Below are 19879 nucleotides of genomic sequence, written 5' to 3'. Positions count from 1 at the left end.
TTTCTTTGTTTGCCTGCCACCCCGACTCCGTATGAAAGCGCTCGCTCCCGGCACCGTCATTTTTCACCGCCACCGCGGCTACGGGGTGATTACGTCCGTCAATTTGCTGACGGGCTGGATCGCCGCCCGTTTCGGCAGCGAAGCGCGGACCCTGGACCTGAACCTGTCGACCGACGACGTGCAATTCGCCGATGGCGAAGCGATCCTGTTTCGCCGCGCGCCGCCGGACCGCATGCCGCATGCACGCCTGATGGCCATGGTGCGCGAGCTGCACCAGGCTGGCTATCAAAAACTGTATCTGTATTCCTGGCCCAAGCCTTCCGGCCTGCACTGGCGCTGGCATTTGTTTGCGGGGCCGCGCGACTGGATGCAGCGGCCCTGGCGCGAAGGCTGGTACGGCTCGGGCGCCGATTACAACGTCAACCCCGTGATGGGCTGGGGCGATACGCCCGGCGCCACCACTGGCGAGCTGATCGATGCCCTGGCCCGTTTCGATCCGCAAGGCCTGGCGCAGGCGCTAGGGCGCGACGACGACCATAGCGACTGGTTTGGCCGCGTCTGCGATGCTTTATTGCCTAATTACATGTACAGCCTGGACATGCAGCGCACGCCAGGCGAGCCCTTGCAAGACATGCCGCCCGTGCCGGTCGTCGCCGTGCGGGCCGGCGTGGCACCGTACGGTGGGCCGGACATCGCCTGGCCGCCCGGCTGGGCCGGCCTGTGGCGCGGCCGGCACGTGCTGCCCGCGCCCGCCATCCGCATCACGGGCGAGCCCGATTTGTTGAAGGGCTTTCAGCGCTCCTGAGGGGCTTGCCGCGCGTGTTGCAATGCCTCGGGATTGAGCAGGCGCGTGCATTGACCTTGCGTAAAATCGACGATGTTTTGCAAGGCGTAGCGGAAATACAGCTCATAGCTGTCACGCTCGACGTAGCCCAGGTGTGGCGTGGCCAGCACGTTCGGCAGCAGCAGCAATGGCGAGCCTGGCGGCAGCGGCTCGTCCGTGAACACGTCCAGCGCTGCGGCGCCCGGGCGTCCCTGCGGCAGTGCCGCTTCCAGTGCCCCATCGGCGACCAGTTCGGCGCGGCTGGTGTTGACGAACAGGGAAGTTGGTTTCATGCGCGCCAGGTCCTCTTTTGTGACCAGGCCGCGCGTCTTGTCGGACAGGCGCAGGTGCAAGCTCAGCACGTCTGCCTGCTCGAAGAAGGCTACACGCGATTCTGCCGCCGTATCGCCTGCCGCCACGGCTGCCGCGCGGCTCGCTTCGCTGCCCCACACGAGGATGGTCATGCCGAAGGCGCGGCCATAGCCGGCGATCAATTGACCGATCTTGCCATAGCCCCAGATGGCCAGGGTGCGCCCTTTCAATACCGTGCCGAGCGTGTTGCGCGCCGGTTCGATGGATGACGTTTGCCACAGCCCTTCCTGTAAATGTTGCGCGTACGGCACGATCTTGCGCTGCGCCGCCATGATCAGCGCCCACGTCAGTTCGGCCGGTGCCGTGGGCGAGCCGATGCCTTCCGCGATGGCGATGCCCAGCTCGGTGGCGGCCGGCACATCGATGTGTCCGCTGACCTTGCCCGTTTGCGAAATCAGTTTCAGATTCGGCAGTTTCGACAGCAAGGCCCGGTTGAAACTGCTGCGTTCGCGGATCAGCACCAGCGCATCGAACGGCGCCAGACGGATCGCCAGCTGGCCCAGGCCCCGCGCCGTATTGCTGAACACTTTGACCTCATGGCCATCGAGTAGCTGGAAACAATCGAGGCTGCGCACGGCATCCTGGTAATCATCAAGTATGGCAATTTTCATGGTGGATGGCCGATTTTAGCGAGGATTTGGTAGGGAAATAACAGGATACGGGAAATGCTGAATAGCCTACTACATTAGTCAAGCTATTCTCCTACATTTTTGCGAGAATAGCTGTTTGGCGGGTGTACAATCGCCGGCACTTTTGAAGCTTCCTGATTATAGTTATAGCGCAAACTGTTCTTGCAGCCTGGGAGCATGATCCAGGTAAATGCCGCTGGCGCGAACGCCGCGGCTGACACGACACCAGAGCCCTGCCCGCGTGAACACGCCGCCCGCAGTGAGCCGCAGCCACCTCTCAACGATGCTGCCTGTCTTGCAGAACGACCAGAATTTCTTTTATTGGTATTGGAGGTAATATGAATCAGCCCGTCATGGGTGGCGTCGCCGCACTCAACGTCCCAGCTTATATTAAACAACAGAAACTGATCAACTGGGTGGCCGACATTGCTGCGCTGACCAAGCCAGAGCGCATCTACTGGTGCGATGGTTCGCAAGAAGAGTACGAGCGCCTGTGCGCCGAAATGGTTGCCAGTGGCACCATGAAAAAACTGAATGCGCAAAAGCGCCCGAATTCCTACCTGGCCTGCTCCGACCCGAGCGACGTGGCCCGCGTCGAAGACCGCACGTATATCTGCTCGGCAACGAAAGAAGCGGCCGGCCCGACGAACAACTGGACCGAACCAGGCGAAATGCGCCATACCTTGAACGGCCTGTTCGACGGCTGCATGCGCGGCCGCACCATGTACGTCGTGCCCTTCTCGATGGGCCCGCTGGGTTCGCCGATCGCGCACATCGGCGTGGAACTGTCCGATTCGCCTTATGTCGCCGTCAACATGAAGATCATGACCCGCATGGGCCGTGCCGTGTATGACGTGCTGGGCACCGATGGCGCATTCGTGCCGTGCGTGCACAGCGTGGGCGCACCGCTGGCAGCCGGCCAGGCCGACGTGAAATGGCCGTGCAACAGCACCAAATACATCGTGCATTTCCCGGAAACGCGTGAAATCTGGTCCTTCGGTTCGGGCTACGGCGGCAACGCCTTGCTGGGCAAGAAATGCTTCGCCCTGCGCATCGCCTCGAACATGGGTTACCAGGAAGCGCAATCGGCCGATAACAACCCGGGCTGGCTGGCCGAACACATGCTGATCCTCGGCGTGGAATCGCCGGAAGGCAAGAAGCATTACGTGGCAGCAGCCTTCCCGTCCGCTTGCGGCAAGACCAACTTCGCCATGCTGATCCCGCCGGCAAGTTTTAACGGCTGGAAAGTGACCACCATCGGCGACGATATCGCCTGGATCAAGCCGGGCGCGGATGGCCGCCTGTACGCCATCAACCCGGAAGCGGGCTACTTTGGCGTGGCGCCGGGCACCAACGAAAAAACCAACTACAACTGCATGGCGTCCATGCGCGACAACACGATCTTCACCAACGTGGCGCTGACGGACGATGGCGATGTGTGGTGGGAAGGCTTGACCAAGGAAGCACCAAGTCACCTGATCGACTGGCAGGGCAAGGACTGGACGCCTGCGTCCGGCACCAAGGCCGCGCACCCGAACGCGCGCTTCACTGTTGCTGCTACGCAAAACCCGGTGATCGACGCTGCCTGGGACGATCCGGCCGGCGTGCCGATCTCGGCCTTCATCTTCGGAGGCCGCCGCTCGACCACCGTGCCGCTGGTCACGGAAGCGCGCAACTGGGTTGAAGGCGTCTACATGGCCGCCACCATGGGCTCGGAAACGACGGCTGCCGCCGTGGGCCAGATGGGCGTCGTGCGCCGCGATCCATTTGCCATGTTGCCGTTTATCGGCTATAACATGAGCGATTACTTCCAGCACTGGCTGGACATGGGCGTCAAGGTGGGCAAGGTCAACCCGGCCGCCTTGCCGAAGATCTATTGCGTCAACTGGTTCCGTACGGACGAGGCTGGCAAATTCGTCTGGCCTGGCTTTGGCGACAATATGCGCGTGCTGAAATGGATGCTCGAGCGTATCGAAGGCAAGGCGGGCGGTGTGGAAAACCTGTTCGGCACGACACCGCAGTATGGCGACCTGAACTGGGATGGCTTGCCATTCACGCAGGAACAGTTCGACACCATCACCTCGATCGACAAGGCCGCGTGGGTGGAAGAATTGAAATTGCATACGGAGTTGTTTGAAAAACTCGCGTATCATCTGCCGCAAGAATTGGCAGATAACAAGGCTGCGCTGGAAAAGCGGCTGAGTGCGTAAGTAAGTTAACGTAAAGCGGCATATGACAAGCGTAGCGAGCGGCAGTGATTTGTGGCTAAGAAGCGCAACCGTACTTTAGTACGGTGAGCATCGCAGGCCGCAAAGCGCGCCGCGCAGTAGCTTGTCAGGTGTTGAGAGTTGTAGTGGGGGAGAAACACGCCGGCAAAGACTGGCGTGCGATAAATGACACGCCGGCAATGACTGGGGTGCTAGCAAAAAGAGAAACGGCGCGGATTGCATGAGCAATCCGCGCCGTTTTTTATTGCGCTGCCGTCGTTACTGCTTCAGCAGCGGCCCCAGGTACTTGCCCGTCACGCTGGCCGGGTTCAGTGACACGTCTTCCGGCGTGCCCGTGGCGATGATCTGCCCGCCGCCGGCGCCGCCTTCGGGACCCAGGTCGACGATCCAGTCGGCCGTCTTGATGACGTCGAGGTTGTGCTCGATGATGACGAGGGTGTTGCCCTGGTCGCGCAGGCGGTGGATGACTTTCAGCAGCAAGTCGATATCGTGGAAGTGCAAGCCCGTCGTCGGTTCATCGAGGATGTACAGGGTGCGGCCCGTGTCGCGCTTGGACAGTTCCAGCGACAATTTCACGCGCTGCGCTTCGCCGCCGGACAGGGTGGTGGCGCTCTGGCCCAGCTTGATGTAGCCGAGGCCCACGTCGAGCAGGGTTTGCAGCTTGCGCGCGATCAGTGGCACCGGCTTGAAGAATTCATGCGCCTCTTCCACCGTCATGCCCAGCACTTCGGTGATGTTCTTGCCCTTGTATTGCACTTCCAGGGTTTCGCGGTTGTAGCGCTTGCCGTGGCAGACGTCGCATGGCACGTAGACGTCGGGCAAGAAATGCATCTCGACCTTGATCACGCCATCGCCCTGGCACGCTTCGCAGCGTCCGCCCTTGACGTTGAACGAGAAGCGGCCCGCGCTGTAACCGCGTTCCTTGGCTGTCGGCACGGTGGAGAACAGGTCGCGGATCGGCGTAAACAAGCCCGTGTAGGTGGCCGGATTCGAACGTGGCGTGCGGCCGATCGGTGCCTGGTCGACGGAAATGACCTTGTCGAAATGCTCCAGGCCGCTGATCGAATCGTGCGGCGCCGGTTCCGTCTGCGAACCATACAAATGGCGCGACAGGGCAGGATACAAGGTATCGTTGACCAGCGACGATTTGCCTGAACCGGACACGCCCGTCACGCACGTCATCAAGCCCACCGGCAAGCTCAGCGACACCTTTTTCAGGTTGTTGCCCGTCGCGCCCGTGATCACCAGCTGCTTCTCCGGATTGCTGGCGTGGCGCTTGGCGGGCACGGCGATTTTCAGCTTGCCGTTCAGGTATTGCGCCGTCAGCGATTTCTTGTTCTTCAAGATCTCGGGCAGGGTGCCTTCGGCGATGATTTCGCCGCCGTGCACGCCCGCGCCGATGCCCATGTCGACGATATAGTCGGCCGTGCGGATGGCGTCTTCGTCATGCTCGACCACCAGTACGCTGTTGCCGATGTCGCGCAAGTGTTTCAGTGTTTCGATCAGGCGGTCATTATCGCGCTGGTGCAAGCCGATCGACGGTTCATCGAGCACATACATGACGCCCGTCAAACCGGAGCCGATTTGTGATGCGAGGCGGATGCGTTGTGCTTCGCCGCCGGAAAGCGTGTCGGCGCTGCGGTCCAGCGACAGGTAGTCGAGGCCCACGTTGTTGAGAAATTTCAGGCGCGAAATGATTTCCTTGACGACCCTGTCGGCGATCTCTTTCTTGGCGCCCGTCAGTTTCAGTTTTTCAAAGAATTCCAGCGTCTCGCGCAGTGGCTTTTCCGCCACTTCATAGATGGCCCGTTGCTGCTTGCCCGTGCCGACCTTGACGAAGCGCGCTTCCACGCGCAGGCGCGCGCCATCGCATGAGGGGCAGCATTTTTCATTGATGAACTTGGCCAGCTCTTCCTTGACGGCCATCGAATCCGTCTCACGGTAGCGGCGCTGCAGATTGTTGACCACCCCTTCGAACGTGTGTTCCTTGATGACCGTGCGGCCCCGTTCGTTGACATAGCTAAACGGAATCACTTGCTTGCCGGAACCGTACAACACGGCTTGCTGTGAGTTCAAGTCCAGCTGTTCGAACGGCATGTCCAGGTCGAACTCGTAATACGCGGCCAGGTTCGACAGCATCTGGAAGTAAAACTGGTTGCGGCGGTCCCAGCCCTTGACGGCGCCGGAAGCGAGCGACAGGTTCGGGAACGCGACGATGCGTTTCGGGTCAAAGAATTCAATGTGTCCCAGGCCGTCGCATTCGGGGCAGGCGCCCATGGGGTTGTTGAACGAGAACAGACGCGGTTCCAGTTCTTGCAGGGAATAGCCACACACATTGCAGGCAAACTTGTTGGAGTACACGTGTTCCTGGGCGGTATCCATTTCGTAGGCAATGGCGCGGCCATCGGCCAGACGCAGGGCCGTCTCGAAACTTTCCGCCAGGCGCTGCTTGATCTCCTGGTTCACCTTGACCCGGTCGATGACGACGTCGATCGTGTGTTTTTCTGTTTTCTTCAGTTTCGGGAGGTCATCGACTTCATAGATCTTGGCCGCATGCGTGCCGCTCTGCACGCGAAAGCGCACGAAACCCTGCGCCTGCATCTGCTCGAACAGGTCGACATGTTCGCCTTTGCGGTTGGCGACGACGGGCGCCAGTATCATCAGCTTGGTGTCTTCCGGCATGGCCAGCACGGCGTCGACCATTTGCGATACGGACTGGGCCGCCAGCGCGTTTTCCGGGTGGTCGGGGCAGTAGGGTGTGCCCACGCGCGCATACAGCAGGCGCAGATAATCGTGGATTTCCGTCACGGTGCCGACCGTCGAGCGCGGGTTGTGTGAAGTTGCCTTCTGTTCGATGGAGATGGCGGGAGATAGGCCTTCGATCAGGTCGACGTCGGGTTTTTCCATCAATTGCAGGAACTGGCGCGCATAGGCCGACAGCGACTCGACATAGCGGCGCTGCCCTTCCGCGTATAAGGTGTCGAAGGCCAGCGAAGACTTGCCGGAGCCGGACAAGCCGGTAATCACGATCAGCTTATTGCGCGGCAAATCGAGATTGATATTCTTGAGGTTATGCGTGCGAGCGCCGCGAATGCGGATCTGTTCCATGTGATTGCCTTGCTTTCAGTGAGTGGTGCGGCCGGCGCATTGTGCCTGGGTGCGGATGAGGAGCCACAACGGGTCAACCTGTAACTATAGCCGGGTTTTGCTCTGCATGCCTGGGGCAGCCACGGGCGGATTGCGCCGCCAGGCGAACGTGCCCTGACAAAGTTTGATACAGATGCGTGCAGACGTTTGAACACTGTATATAATACCAGTATTCAAGTTTCTTGTTTTCACCTGCCGTGAAAAAAACGTGCTGCCGCACGGGAGAGGGCGTCCGCCAGAAAGCGGGTGCTTTGCGCCGCGTGGTCGCTTATAATCCTCGTTTAGTACACTAAACTAACGCGCGGGACACCGGCTCCCGCTGCAGTTCATCAGGAGTTATTCATGGCATCAGTCAACAAAGTCATCATCGTCGGCAATCTGGGCCGTGACCCGGAAATCCGCTACATGCCTAGCGGCGACGCGATCGCCAACATCGCCGTGGCCACTTCGTACAAATCGAAGGACCGCAACACGGGCGAACAAAAAGAATTGACAGAGTGGCACCGTATCTCGTTCTTCGGCCGTCTGGCGGAAATCGTCGGCCAATACCTGAAAAAAGGTTCGTCCGTCTACGTCGAAGGCCGTTTGCAAACCCGTAAATACACGGACAAGGACGGCGTCGAGAAGTACGCAACCGACATCATCGCGGAACAGATGCAAATGCTGGGCGGTCGTTCCGGCATGGGCGGCGACGCCGGCGGTGGTGATGACAGCTACGGTGGTGGCGGCGGCTACGAAGCCCCGGCCCCGCGCCAGGCACCGGCTCCGCGCCCAGCCCCGGCACCGGCGCCACGCCCGGCACCGAAGCCAGCACCGAACTTCTCGGATATGGATGACGACATCCCGTTCTGATCGGAACACATCGTGTCATCAGCAATGCCCTGCACATCCTTGATGTGCAGGGCATTTTTCTTTGGCGCGGCACAAGCGCGCACGTCCAGCGCACAGGCCGAAGCGCACTATTGTTTGAGGGAGCAAAAACCGCTGTCGATACAGTTTACTGCCCGGTGGTGACAAAACGAGAGAATGTCGTAGATGAAAGCTTATAAAATAATCTACGCCGCCCTTTGCCGGTGGCCGGGATTGTGCATTTTTTGCGGTTCCGAGCGCAGGTCCATCACTCAAGGAGAAACTTATGATTAGTAACACTCAAGTGGTTCATGGTACCGGGTCTTTCAATACCTCTGGCTATTCCCTGAAACGCGCCAGCCGCGATATCGCTCCTGCCAGCAACGTCGCCGTTGCCGCACTGGATATTGCCGCGCTGGAAAACAGCCGCATGCACGGCGCCGCTCCGAAATGCTCGCGCAACAACCTCGAGTGCATCGTTGGCCCGAGCACCGTACTGTCGTCGATGTAATCACTGACTGTGCCCAAGGTGGTGCTAGGCCTAGCCCACCTTGGGCTTTATCCGAGGGAAGCTCAATGAATCGAGAATTAATTGTAGTAACGACCCATGGAACATCCAGTTTTGACATCGGCGAAGACGAGCGCGTGCTCGATGCCCTGGCGCGCAATCATGTGCCCTGGACGGCGGTGGCGACCTATCTGCGCGACCCATCCGGCGCCTATACCCTTTTTCCTTGCCTGAGTGAAACTGGCAGTTCGATTCCGCCGGACCGGCAAGTCTTTGCATTTTTTCAAAGAAATATTGATCCTTTCCTGCACACCAACAACACCTTGCAGGTTTCCCCGCCAGCCAACAATGAAGAAGCCGTTTCCGAATATATCTACGCCAACGGCGCGGCAAAGGGTGGCCCGAATATCCTGAAACGCCTCTCGTCGAACGAGTGCAAGCTAGCCGTGCGCGATGCCGTGGCACAAACGCTGCGCGACACCCTGTCGCCTGGCGACAAGCTGGTGGTCGGCGTGAGTGGCGGAGGCGACAGCAATGCCCTGCTGTATGCCTTGTCGCAATTTGACGAGTTCCCGATTGACATCCATCCGGTCATTATCGAAGGACCGGGCGAGTGGAATTCCGGCGTTCCGCGCGCGCGCGAGCTGGCGCAGGCCTACAATCTGCCGCTGACCGTGGTATCGGAAGAAGAATCGAAAGCGATACTCGGCGCCAGCGCTGGCGGCCTGGGCATCACCGACCGGTTTGCCCGGGAATTTCCCGACGATGACTTCGAATTCCTCGGCACCCTGATCATCCGGCGCGTACTGACGAGCGTGGCCAAATCGCTCGATGCGAAATTCATCGCCACCGGCCTGAATTTCGAAGACTTGCTGGGCGAGATGTTCGCGATCATGGCAACCGAGCGTCGTTTATTGCCCCTGCCGGCCCGTCCGATCGGCGACGTCACCCTCGTCTATCCCCTGTGGATGACGCCCAAGAAAATTATCGATGGCTGCTTCCCCAAGTATTCGTTCTCGAATTACGCAGACCGTTATCCCGGCTATGCGGAGGGACGCAACGCATACTATTCGATGGCGTACTGGATGGCGTCGGCGTTTCCCGGCTTGCCCGAGAAAATGTTGCGCTGGGCGGCAAAGGAAGGTTCTGCCGGGGAGACGGTGTTCCCTGTGGATGAGGTGCTGGGCTATGAGACGCTCGAGCCCGTGAACTGGGCACTGAGGGAGCGCTTCCTCAGGATGTTGCGCACGACCGCCTAGCCTGCCGGACAACCGCTGGCGCGCCTTGCCCTGGGCATCCTTCGCATTGCCGCGCGCCACGGTTGTTCAGATGCTGTTGATACTCCATTAGCTACCGTTGGGAATGATATGTCCGTCATCAAAGAACACACGGCACACCTGGCTGCCGCCGCCCACGCCCTCGCGGCCATCCGGAACGCCTCGGCGCACGCGTTGATTACGGAACGCGAGGTGGCTGGCAAGATCGCGTGGTCCATGACCTTGCATGCGGCGCAGCAGGCACTGTCGACGGTACAGGATTGCTGCCAGAGCTTTGCCCTGGGTGAAGCGCCCGGCGCCCCGCATTGCGCGGACGAGGGCGTGCACATCGACGCGCATTTCGCCGCCCTCCGGCACAGCATGCAGGCGCTCGCCTCGCTCGGCTTGTGGGCCAAGAGCGAGCTGGCGGCACAGAAGGTCCTGTGGTTACTGCCTGCCATGCAGAGCGGTTGCCAGCGCCTCGAAGGCCAGGTGCTGCCGGCGCAGTGGGATTGTCCCGAGCTGCCCGGGCGCCCCGAGCAGCTGGAGATCGTCGACTACGTGCGCTATGAGCTGGACCGTGACTATCCGCGCAGGAAATTGCACCAGCAGATTTTCAATGTGGAAGTATGCGCCGGCGAAGTGTGCGCCATGCTGGTGCTGCGATTCCCTGAGTTGCCGGGCGCCGTGGCCGAATCGCTGACCCTGCAGTGCGCGGAAGAATTCCGCCACGCGCAGCTGCTGCTGGGCGCATTGGCGAATGAGGGGGGCCGCATCGGCGAAACGCCGGTATCCCTGGGCATCTGGAAAAGCTGCCGGGCGGCGCAGAATGCGGCAGACTGCATCGGCCTCGAGCAAGTGATCGGCGAAGGCTTTTCGCTGGGGGCCGACCTGTACTATGCGGAGCTGTACCGTGCCATCGGGCGCGCTGATATTTCCCTGCTGCATGAATGCATTTATATCGACGAGGTCAACCACGTGAAGAATGGCCTGGCCAGTTTTCACACCCTGCTCGGTGCGCAAGCCGTGCAGCGTTTGCGCACCTTGGAAGAGTCGTCCAAGGTGAGCGTGATCGGCGGACGGTTTTTCAATGCCGCCGCGCGCCAGTATGTCGGTTTCAGCGCGACGGAAATCGAGCGCCAGCGGGACCGTTCGCAAGCGGTGGAGTTACCTGATCTGCAGGGGATGATGGAATGAATTTCGACGCAGCCCGCCAGTTGGTGGAACAACACATCCTGCCCGCCTATCCGCATGCCCAGGCGGCGATCATCGGCGGTTCCATCGCGCGCGGCCAGGGAACGGCCACCTCGGATATCGACCTTCTGGTCCTGTTCGAGAACGTGCCGCATGCCTGGCGCGAGACGCTCAAGCTGGACCGGCAGACGGTGGAATTATATGGCCATGACTTGCGCTCCTTCGATTACTTTTGCCGCAAGATGGACCGTCCCGGTGGCCGGATCCCGATGGCGATGATGGTCATCGAGGGCAGGAATCTCTTGCCGCAGACGAGCGCGTCCGCCGCCCTGTACCAGCTGGCGCAAGCCATATACGATGAAGGCCCGCCAGCGCTGACGCCCGATGCCCTGGCCAGCCGGCGCTATGAAATCACGACCTTGCTGGAAGACCTCGTTGACAGCACGGTAGCCGAGGAAACACTGGCGATCGCCACCAAGCTGTATGACGTGCTGGCCAATTTCGTGCTGCGTGCCGGGGGCGCGTGGAGCGGCGTCGGCAAGCATCTGGCGCGCCGGCTCAGGGCCCATAACCCGTCGATTGCGGATGACCTGCATGCCGCCATGCGCGCGATCCTGCTCGACCCACCCGCCGGCAAGCAGGCGTTTGGCGACCTGGTCGCGCGTGCGCTGCAGCCGTATGGCGGGCCCTTGCTCGACGGGTATGCCTTGCATGCGCCCGCGGAATGGAAGAGTGACACGCCCGCGCTTGCCGCCTGAGACGGCTGGCACTGTGTTGATGCGCACGGTGCAGGGCCGGCCGGTACAGCTATTCGGTTTTCCGCTGGTCTTCATGACCGTCCTGATCGACGTCCTGTGCGCGGGACTGGTGGCCCCCGTCTTGCCGCGCCTGTTGCTGCAATTGAGGGACAGTCCCGCCCAGCCCGTGTTATGGCTCGGTTATCTGGGGATGCTGTTTTCGCTGTCGCAAATGTTTGCCTTGCCACTGCTGGGCGCATTGTCTGACCGCTTTGGCCGGCGCCCGCTGCTGTTATTGTCGAACCTGGGCGTGGCCGTGTATTTCTTCTGCCTGGCGGACACTGAAACGCTGGGCCAATTGGTGCTGGGGCGTATCTTGTGCGGCATCACCGCCTCCAGCTTTGGCATCGCCTATGCATTTATTGCGGACTGTTCCGAAGGCGCCGCGCGCACCCGCGCGTTTGCCTCGATGGGCGCGGCGTACAGCATGGGACTGGTGGCGGGGCCGGCCCTGGGCGGCTGGCTGGGCAATATCGATGTGCGTTTGCCCTTCTACCTTGCCGGCTGGCTGTCGCTCGGCAATCTCCTGTATGGCGTGCTGGTCTTGCCCGAGTCTTTGCCGCCGGACAAGCGCGTTCCCGTCAGCTGGCGCATGAGCAATCCATTCGGTGCCGTGTTCGAGCTGGCCAGGCGTCCCGAACTGCGTTTCCTGACGCTCGCGTATCTGCTGGTGGCCAGCGCGCACTGGTCGATTTCCGTGGCGTTCGTGTTTTACACGCAACAGCGGTATGGCTGGAACTCCACCCAGGTCGGCTTGATGCTTGCCGTGCTGGCAGGCTGGGGCGGCGTGGCGCAGATGAAGTGTGCACCGTTTCTGATGACACGATACGGCCCGCGGCGCACGGCCATGCTGGCCTATGCCGGCTGCTGTGCCGGCTTCCTGTGCCTTGCCCTGTCGCGCCAGTCGGCGGGGGCATATTTGGCCATTTTCCTGCTCGGCGTGGGAGAGATGGCCAACCCGGCCCTGCAGGGTCTGCTGACCAGTGCCGTATCGGCGCGGCAGCAGGGCTGGCTGCAGGGCGCCGTCAAGAGTGCCGGCAGTCTGGCGGGGCTGGCGACACCGGCCCTGTTCGCCATGCTGGTCGCCGTTGATCCTGCCAGCCACGACAGCGGTGCGGCATTTGTCCTGGCCGCCATCCTGTTGCTGGCCGCGTGCCTGGCGATCGCCGCCAGCAAATACTCGGCTGGCAGCAAGCCGGCATGATGCGCATCAACGCGCTGCGGCTTCTTTGATGCTCATTTCCAGGCTGTAATTCGCCACCGCATTCCTGTGCGCCGCATTGCGCATCAAATACACCTGCACCGTGTACTCGCCATCGGCCGGCAGTGCCGCCTGGTACGTGTTGCCGCTGGTCGAGCCGATGAACAGGGCTTCATCCTGGCCTTGCTGGCGGAGGTTGAAGTAGTTCGATGGCTGATTGGTTTTCAGCTTGACGCTGAAGGTCTGTCCCGCCTTGCCTGACACCGTGTATTCGGCCGTGGCATAGCCCTTGATCTTGCCCTTGACCGTATGCGTGGCCTGGTTCGCCGTCAATGTCACGCTTTCCTTGTGGATGGGATCGGCGCTCCAGGCGGGCGTGGCAAAGACGAGCGCCGCCAGCAGCAGGCTGGCGCGGATGGGCAGTGGACGATGCGGCATGCGGTTTTCCCCTTGAAGTGGACACCAGCGCGGTTGCTGGCGATGCTTGCCATCTTACGCCAGGCACAAAAAACGGCCGCGCACTGGTCGAAGGCGCGGCCGGTTTGCGTTGCGTCAAGCACGTTGACGCAAGCCTAATTGAAACTGACTTCCTTGCGGTTATCGCGCGAGACCCGGTCGATCATCTTGTTGTACGGATCGACACCCACCTCAAACGGTTTTTCCTTCACCGTGATGGTGATCACCGGGTCGCTGCCGGACAACATGCGCTTGTCGGTGAACACGACTTTTTCATCTTTCTCCTTGGCGCCCGGCGCGCGCGCGAAGATGGCGATTTCCACCGGCTCGTCATAGGCGCGCGCGCTTTCCTTGCCCTTGCCATCGGACTCCAGTTTGGCCAGGTGCAACTGCATGGTGACATCCCACTGGCCATCCGGGCGCTTGACGGCCGTCGCTTGCGTGACGCGGTTGTCGTAGAAGACGATCTTTTCGAACAGGTCCGTGATCAGGGCTTGCTTGTCCTGCGGCGCTTCGGCGCGGATGTACGCCAGCAATTCCGACGAGGTGGTGAACGGCGCCTGCTGGTAGCCCTTGTCCTGCAGATAGCGTTTCAGGGCACGGTTCAGCGCCTCTTCGCCGAGCTCGTCGCGCAGGCGGTAGAACACCAGGCTGCCCTTGTTGTAGTGGATGTATTGCTGTCCTTCCACGCGCGCCAGCGGCAATTCCTCGATGGCTTCGCCGCCGCGTCCGCTCAGGTAGCGGTCCAGTTCATAGCGCAGGAAGCGGCGCATTTTGTCGCGGCCGTATTCCTTTTCCATCACCATCAGGGCCGAGTATTGCGACAGCGATTCCATCAGCATGCTGGCGCCTTGCACGTTTGCGCCGATTACCTGGTGGCCCCACCACTGGTGCGCCATTTCATGCGCCGTGACGTAGAACACATAGTCGATGTCATCCTTGTCGCGCAGGTCGGCGATGAAGCCGATGCCTTCCGAATACGGAATCGTATTGGCAAACGACTGCGCAAAGCTCTGGTAGCCGGGAAATTCCAGGATGCGTACCTGCTTGTGCTGGTAGGGCGTGAATTGGGTCGTGTAATAGTCGAGCGACTTTTGCACGGAAGTGATCATGCGGTCCGTGTTGTAGCCGTGTTTCTTGTCGACATAGATTTCGATCGGCAAGCCGTGCCACTCGCCTTTTTTGACTTCCCAGCGCGCCGACAGGTAGGCAAAAAAGGGCAGCATCGGCTGGTCCATCTTGTAGCGGTAGTAGCGGCGGCCATCCTTTTCCCAGCTGCCTTGCAGATAGCCGGGCGCCAGGGCGATCTGCTCGCCGCTGGTGGAAACTGTCGTGTCGAAATGGATCCAGTCGGCATCGCCGCCCAGCACCGTGTTGCCATACGCGGAAGAGTCTTCCAGCTTGGCCATGCGCTGCGGCTCGCCCAGGCCCCGCTTGCGGCGCTCATTGCGGTCCAGCAATTCCATTTCCTTGGCATAGCCGAAGTGGGGGAAAAAGGCCTGGTTGTTGAAGAAGCTGCCGTTCAGGTTGAGCTGGTCCGGCGCGCCGCTGTTGGTGAAACCCTGGTGCGTAACGGCCACCGTGAAGTCCAGCGGCAGCGTGGCGCCCGGTGCCAGGGGCTGGGTCAGCTTGAGGATGCTGAAACCGAGTTCCTTGTCGTCCAGTTCGACCTTGTGCGCGGGCAAGTTCAGCCATGCCGTTTTCAGCTCGGGGTCGAGCTGGATGCGCAGGGTGTCGAGCGCTTGCGCCGTCTTGTTTTGCAGCACGTAGTGGCCCTTGATCAGCACCTTGCGTTGTTCAGGATAAATATCCACATTGGCCTGGACTTCCGTGATCTTCGGCTGCGGCAAGTGCTGGTACCGCTTGTACAATTTTTCATAGCGCGCCTGCTTGTCCATGCCGATGTTCGATGTCTCGTACCGGTTCAGCACATTCGTGTTGTAGAAGATCCAGCTGCCCGTGCCTATCCAGCACAGCAGCACCGCTGCCAGTGCGGCACCCGTACGGCCTTGCAATCGCTGGCCTGCCAGGCGCACGCGTGCCGGCCAGCCGTTGGACAGGCCGCGCACCCAGAACGCTTGCGCCAGCATGACGAGGGCCACGGTAAACAGGCTCCAGTACAGCGCAAACCAGGCCCAGCCCGTCAGGAAGTGGCCATAGCCGTTCATGTCTGAATACTTGATGGACGGCGTGGCGGCGAAGTTGTACAGCTTGTGTTCGAAGTGCAGCATGCCCTGCACGGCTTGCGCCACCATCAGCAGGATCACCAGCAGGTAGCCGATGAACTTGTTGTTCGACAGCACTTGCAGGGTCAGGGCGCACAAGCCCATCAGCACGAAGAAGAGGGCGCCCAGCAAGGTGCCTTGCAGGTACAGTCCCAGTTCCACGGGCGCGCCGCCCTTGACGAGCTGGAAGCCGATGGCCGTGAGGACGCCCGCCAGCAGGTAGCCGGCGATGACGCCGATTAAAGCCGTGCATTTGGCCAGCAGGGGCACCCAGTCGGGCACGGGCATGGCGTCGCCGACGTCGGCGATCCTGGCTTGCCGTTCCTTGAAGATCAGCTCGCCTGCATAGAAGGTGACGATGATGATCAGGAGGAAGCTGAAGCTGTTGCTGATTTGCTGCAACAGCAAATGCGTCATCGGATACACGGCCGTGCCATACATGTTCTTGTCGACATTGGCGGCCGCGATCAGGTTGATCATGCCGAACAGCAGCATGACGAGGAAGGGCAAGCTCTTGAAGACGCCGGCGGCGTCGAAGCGCAGGATGTGCCACCACTGGCGCCAGGCTGTCGCGGCAGTAAATGCGGGAGTGCTGCGCGGCAGGTGCAGCGGCGCCGTGACGGCCGGTGCGGCTGCCACGGCCTTGGCCTTGCCGAACAGGCGTTTTCCCGTCCCCGTGCGCTGCGGCTTGAACAGCACGACGGTGGCGAGGAACAGCAGCGCCGTGATGCCCAGCCACAGCAAGCGGTTGGCCAGCAGGAAACCGGAAAATGGCGGCAGGCCCGCGTTCGATTCGGCGGAGGTGAAGTAGCGCGTCATGCGGCCAAAGGCGCGCACGCCGAACGGGTCGAGCAGGACAGCAAGCCATTCGTTGTTGATGTCGCGGGTAAAGGCGCCGGCCACGGCCCACAGCACGAAGAATCCCAGCACGCCCACGTAGACGAGCATCATCGAGCGCGTGGTGGCGGCCAGCAGCATCAGCAGGGCGCCGATGAAGAGCAGGTTGGGGATGACCAGGACGGCGAAGCTCCACGCATAGGTGTGCAGCGAGAACGCGCCCACGCGCTGGGGATCGACCCATGGCATGAGGGGCCCCAGCATGGTGGCCAGGGCGATGGCGACAAAGATCACCAGGCAGGTGACGAAGCCGGCGCCGAAGCGGCCGAACAGGTAATCCCACTTGCGCATGGGCGTGGCGAACAGCATGTCGGCCATGCCGACTTCGCTATCGCGCAACACGGCGCCGGCGATGAACACGGTGACGAGAAACATCGCCAGCAGGCTGAAGATCCCCAGCATCTGCGCCACCACGGTGGGCGCATTGCGGTTGATATTGCCGATGGCGCCGCCGATCTGGATCGAATCGCTGCTGCTGGCGCCAAAGGCCATCAAGGCCATGACGGCGGCAAATACCCACAGCAGCGGCTGTTTCAGCTGATAGCCGAGGTCAAACTTGAAAAATTCCTTCCACATGGTGTGCTCCTTACGCCGCGACGGCGGATGGTGCCGCAGCGGGAACGGCAGCGCCGTCGCGGGCCGCGTTGCGCACATGCAGGAAGTACACGTCTTCCAGGTCCGGAGCGATCTGCACGAAGCCGCTGTCGGGCTGGCTGTCGGCATACACATTGATTTGCGGTTTGCCGCCCACCAGGCGCGTCGACAGCACATTGTGCAACTGCTGGTACTGCGCCAGTTCTTCCATGCTGACGCTGCGGCGCCACACCTTGTTGTGCAAGGTGTCGATGGCCGCCTGCGGCTCGCCCTGCACCAGCACTTGACCCTTGACGATCATGGCCATGCGCGGGCACAGGTCCGTCACGTCGTCGACGATGTGCGTCGACAGGATCACCACCACCTGCTCGCCGATCTTTGCCAGCAGGTTCAGGAAGCGGTTGCGCTCATCCGGGTCCAGGCCGGCAGTGGGCTCGTCGACGATCACCAGGCGCGGCGCGCCCAGCAGCGCCTGGGCGATGCCGAAGCGCTGGCGCATGCCGCCCGAATACGTGCCCAGGTTGCGCTTGCGCGCTTCCCACAGATTGGTTTGCTGCAACAAGGCTTCCACGGCTTCCTTGCGCGGCCCCTTCTCCGTCAAGCCTTTCAGGACGGCAAAGTGGTTGAGCAGGGTTTCCGCACTGACCTTCGGATACACGCCGAAATCCTGTGGCAAATAGCCGAGCTGGCGGCGCAAGCCGGCCTTGTCCTGCAACACATCGACGCCGTCGAAATGGATGCTGCCGCTATCGGGATCTTGCAATGTCGCAATGGTACGCATCAGCGACGACTTGCCTGCGCCATTCGGCCCCAGCAAGCCGAACATCCCATTGGGAATTTCCAGGCTGACATTGTTGATGGCCTTGACGCCATTCGCATATGTTTTGTTCAGCTGTTTGATCTTTAGCATGCAGCACTCTCCAGGACATGGGTCTAAAAGCCGGCAGATGCATGCCTGCCGGCCTGTGGAAGGGGATCCCCCTTGTTTTTATCAGCCGCGATGGCGGACGTTACTTAAAAACAATAATGTATATGCAACTGAAAGGAAAAGAATGGTTTTGCGACCAAGGGAGGAAATGCAGGCATGAAATGCCGGAGGGCGGGGATGAGTGACGGTGATAAGATCGCGGACTGGATCAACGCCATCGTGCGGGAAAGTTCTTCATGCATGCAATAAACAAGGTCATCGCGTTGCGCGCCATTGCCCCGGGCGAAGAGGGCGCATTGGCGCGGCTGTTTCAACTGTACTGTTATGACAATTCCGCCTGGAGCGGCGAGGCGCTGCTGGCCGACGGCCGCTATGAGGTGTGCGATGCGGGGCTGGCATCGTATGTGCATGGCGCCGGCCACACGGCCAGCTGGATCGAGGTCGATGGCGAACTGGCCGGTTTTTTCATCACGGAGCCTGGCATGGCGGGTGAGCTGGCCGTGCAGGAGTTCAGCGACTTTTTCATCCTGAAGAAATACCGGCGCCGGGGCGTGGCGCTGGAAGTGGTGCGGCAAGTGTTGCTGGACAGCGCGCAGACGTGGCTGGTGGCGACGTTTCGCGACGATGCCGCTGCCTGCGCATTCTGGCGGCAGGCGTTTGCGCGCCTGCCGTTTGCCAGCGTCGAGGCGTGGGACGATCCGGACTTGCCGCAGTTCCAGCTGACTTTGCTGAAACCGGCGGCTTGAACTCGTTTAGAAGCGCACTTTCACATACGCCGACGGCCCAGTCAGGCGCACGTTCAAGTCGGCATCGCGTTCGCTGTCTCGGTGCAGCTTGATTTTCGAGATGCCATAGTCGGCCACGAAACCGATATTTTTGAACGGAAACCATTCCACGCCAATATTGCCACCGTAGATGTGGCCGTTGATGCGCCCGCCATTTTTCTTGATGCCCGACGCTTCCGCATACATGCGCAAGTCCGGCGTGAAGGCGTGGCGCCAGCCCACTTCCAGCAGCGGCGCGAACGCGTGCTCGCCGATGGAATCGCGCGCCGTGGCCGTTTCGCCATTGACGACGCCGGTGGCCGTGCCGTTCAGGTTGGCATTGTAGTAGGCGGCACCCAGGCCGATGCCGAAGGTGTCGTTGCCGCTGCCGAGCCACCAGCGGTAGGACATCTTGGCCAGGTCCAGCTTCAGGTCGGCGTCCGCCGTGGCGGTGCCGGAAACCGGCTGGCCATTGATGGTGGTCTGGCCGGTCAGCGTTGGCGTGTAGGATTTGTCGTAGCGGTAGTAGTCGAATGCCAGGGCATGATGGTCGCCGATCAGCAATTCGGCCTTGATGCGGGGAATGGTGGTGCGGCTGGGATTCGATTCGGGCGCGTCGATGCGGCCAAACTGCGTGTCGGCGCCGACATTGATGCGCGGATCGGCGGAGAACGCTCCCACCGAAATGCTGACACGGTCCAGGGTCGGCGACGGTTCGGCCCGCGCCGTGGCGGCGGCCGTGGCAATGCCCAGCATGCCCAGCATCATGGCGCCGCGCAAGGCGAGGTGGTGCGGGCGTGGTGGGGACAGGCGGGTGGACACGGACATGGCAGACATGGGGCTACTCCTCAAGATAAAGTGAAAACTGTCGCGACGCTTTGGGCAACAGTGCAATGAGGAAATGGTAGCAATTGTTACTTTTAAATTACGTAGCCGCACGTCGCAAGTGGCCGTCGGACTTGTCCTACCGCCGGTAAATCCACTGTAACGACTGGTAATGAAGGGATGGAA

The 19879-nt window shown here is 61.1% G+C and carries 15 protein-coding genes; 9 read left to right on the top strand and 6 right to left on the bottom strand.

Annotated features, from left to right (window positions below):
- Positions 1-31: 31 nt before the first annotated feature.
- The gene (locus U0004_RS00300) at positions 32-805 is read left to right on the top strand and encodes a hypothetical protein (RefSeq protein ID WP_034781196.1); all 774 of its coding nucleotides are present in this window, start codon (positions 32-34) and stop codon (positions 803-805) included.
- Here U0004_RS00300 and U0004_RS00295 read toward each other — a convergent pair.
- On the bottom strand, positions 793-1806 hold the full coding sequence (locus U0004_RS00295) for a D-2-hydroxyacid dehydrogenase family protein (RefSeq protein ID WP_070253896.1): 1014 nt from the start codon (positions 1804-1806) through the stop codon (positions 793-795). The two genes, U0004_RS00300 and U0004_RS00295, sit on opposite strands and share 13 nt — an antisense overlap.
- Before the next feature lie 356 nt (positions 1807-2162).
- On the opposite strand from U0004_RS00295, the gene U0004_RS00290 reads away from it, so the two are divergent.
- Complete coding sequence (locus U0004_RS00290; RefSeq protein WP_034781200.1) at positions 2163-4034, top strand: phosphoenolpyruvate carboxykinase (GTP); 1872 nt, start codon at positions 2163-2165, stop codon at positions 4032-4034.
- Positions 4035-4310: 276 nt separating this feature from the next.
- On the opposite strand, the gene uvrA is transcribed toward U0004_RS00290, so the two are convergent.
- Complete coding sequence (gene uvrA / locus U0004_RS00285) at positions 4311-7160, bottom strand: excinuclease ABC subunit UvrA (protein WP_070258657.1); 2850 nt, start codon at positions 7158-7160, stop codon at positions 4311-4313.
- A gap of 381 nt (positions 7161-7541) precedes the next feature.
- Here uvrA and ssb point away from each other — a divergent pair, with 381 nt between their 5' ends.
- From ssb to U0004_RS00255, 6 genes are all read left to right on the top strand, one after another.
- On the top strand, positions 7542-8051 hold the full coding sequence (ssb, locus tag U0004_RS00280; RefSeq protein ID WP_034781209.1) for a single-stranded DNA-binding protein: 510 nt from the start codon (positions 7542-7544) through the stop codon (positions 8049-8051).
- A 283-nt stretch (positions 8052-8334) separates the two neighbouring features.
- Entirely contained in the window at positions 8335-8559 is a 225-nt protein-coding gene (locus tag U0004_RS00275) for a hypothetical protein (RefSeq protein WP_131688859.1), read from the top strand.
- Between the two features lie 134 nt (positions 8560-8693).
- Entirely contained in the window at positions 8694-9815 is a 1122-nt protein-coding gene (locus tag U0004_RS00270; RefSeq protein ID WP_070258659.1) for a tRNA lysidine(34) synthetase, read from the top strand.
- A 108-nt stretch (positions 9816-9923) separates the two neighbouring features.
- Positions 9924-11009, top strand: a complete 1086-nt coding sequence (locus U0004_RS00265) for a DUF455 family protein (protein WP_070258661.1) — start codon at positions 9924-9926, stop codon at positions 11007-11009.
- Positions 11006-11764: a nucleotidyltransferase domain-containing protein gene (locus U0004_RS00260; protein ID WP_070258663.1), complete on the top strand. Its 759-nt coding sequence runs from the start codon at positions 11006-11008 to the stop codon at positions 11762-11764. The genes U0004_RS00265 and U0004_RS00260 overlap by 4 nt, the downstream gene beginning before the upstream one ends.
- Positions 11739-13007, top strand: coding sequence for an MFS transporter (locus U0004_RS00255; protein ID WP_167468616.1), 1269 nt, complete (start codon positions 11739-11741; stop codon positions 13005-13007). Before U0004_RS00260 ends, U0004_RS00255 begins: the two co-directional genes overlap by 26 nt.
- A gap of 6 nt (positions 13008-13013) precedes the next feature.
- Here the strand turns inward: U0004_RS00255 and U0004_RS00250 are convergent, their stop codons facing one another.
- From U0004_RS00250 to U0004_RS00240, 3 genes are all read right to left on the bottom strand, one after another.
- Positions 13014-13442, bottom strand: a complete 429-nt coding sequence (locus U0004_RS00250) for a hypothetical protein (protein WP_070258665.1) — start codon at positions 13440-13442, stop codon at positions 13014-13016.
- Between the two features lie 134 nt (positions 13443-13576).
- A complete protein-coding gene (locus U0004_RS00245) occupies positions 13577-17158 on the bottom strand; it encodes an ABC transporter permease/M1 family aminopeptidase (protein ID WP_070258745.1) in 3582 nt (1193 codons plus the stop codon).
- A gap of 10 nt (positions 17159-17168) precedes the next feature.
- Positions 17169-18086, bottom strand: coding sequence for an ABC transporter ATP-binding protein (locus U0004_RS00240; protein WP_070258667.1), 918 nt, complete (start codon positions 18084-18086; stop codon positions 17169-17171).
- Positions 18087-18340: 254 nt separating this feature from the next.
- On the opposite strand from U0004_RS00240, the gene U0004_RS00235 reads away from it, so the two are divergent.
- Positions 18341-18850, top strand: a complete 510-nt coding sequence (locus U0004_RS00235; protein ID WP_070258671.1) for a GNAT family N-acetyltransferase — start codon at positions 18341-18343, stop codon at positions 18848-18850.
- A 6-nt stretch (positions 18851-18856) separates the two neighbouring features.
- Here U0004_RS00235 and U0004_RS00230 read toward each other — a convergent pair whose 3' ends face one another.
- Positions 18857-19705, bottom strand: a complete 849-nt coding sequence (locus U0004_RS00230) for a MipA/OmpV family protein (RefSeq protein ID WP_081345816.1) — start codon at positions 19703-19705, stop codon at positions 18857-18859.
- Positions 19706-19879: the final 174 nt, after the last annotated feature.

Origin of the sequence: Janthinobacterium lividum (assembly GCF_034424625.1) — a bacterium.
GTDB lineage: Bacteria > Pseudomonadota > Gammaproteobacteria > Burkholderiales > Burkholderiaceae_D > Janthinobacterium > Janthinobacterium lividum.
This window is presented reverse-complemented; position numbering and strand designations above follow the sequence as displayed.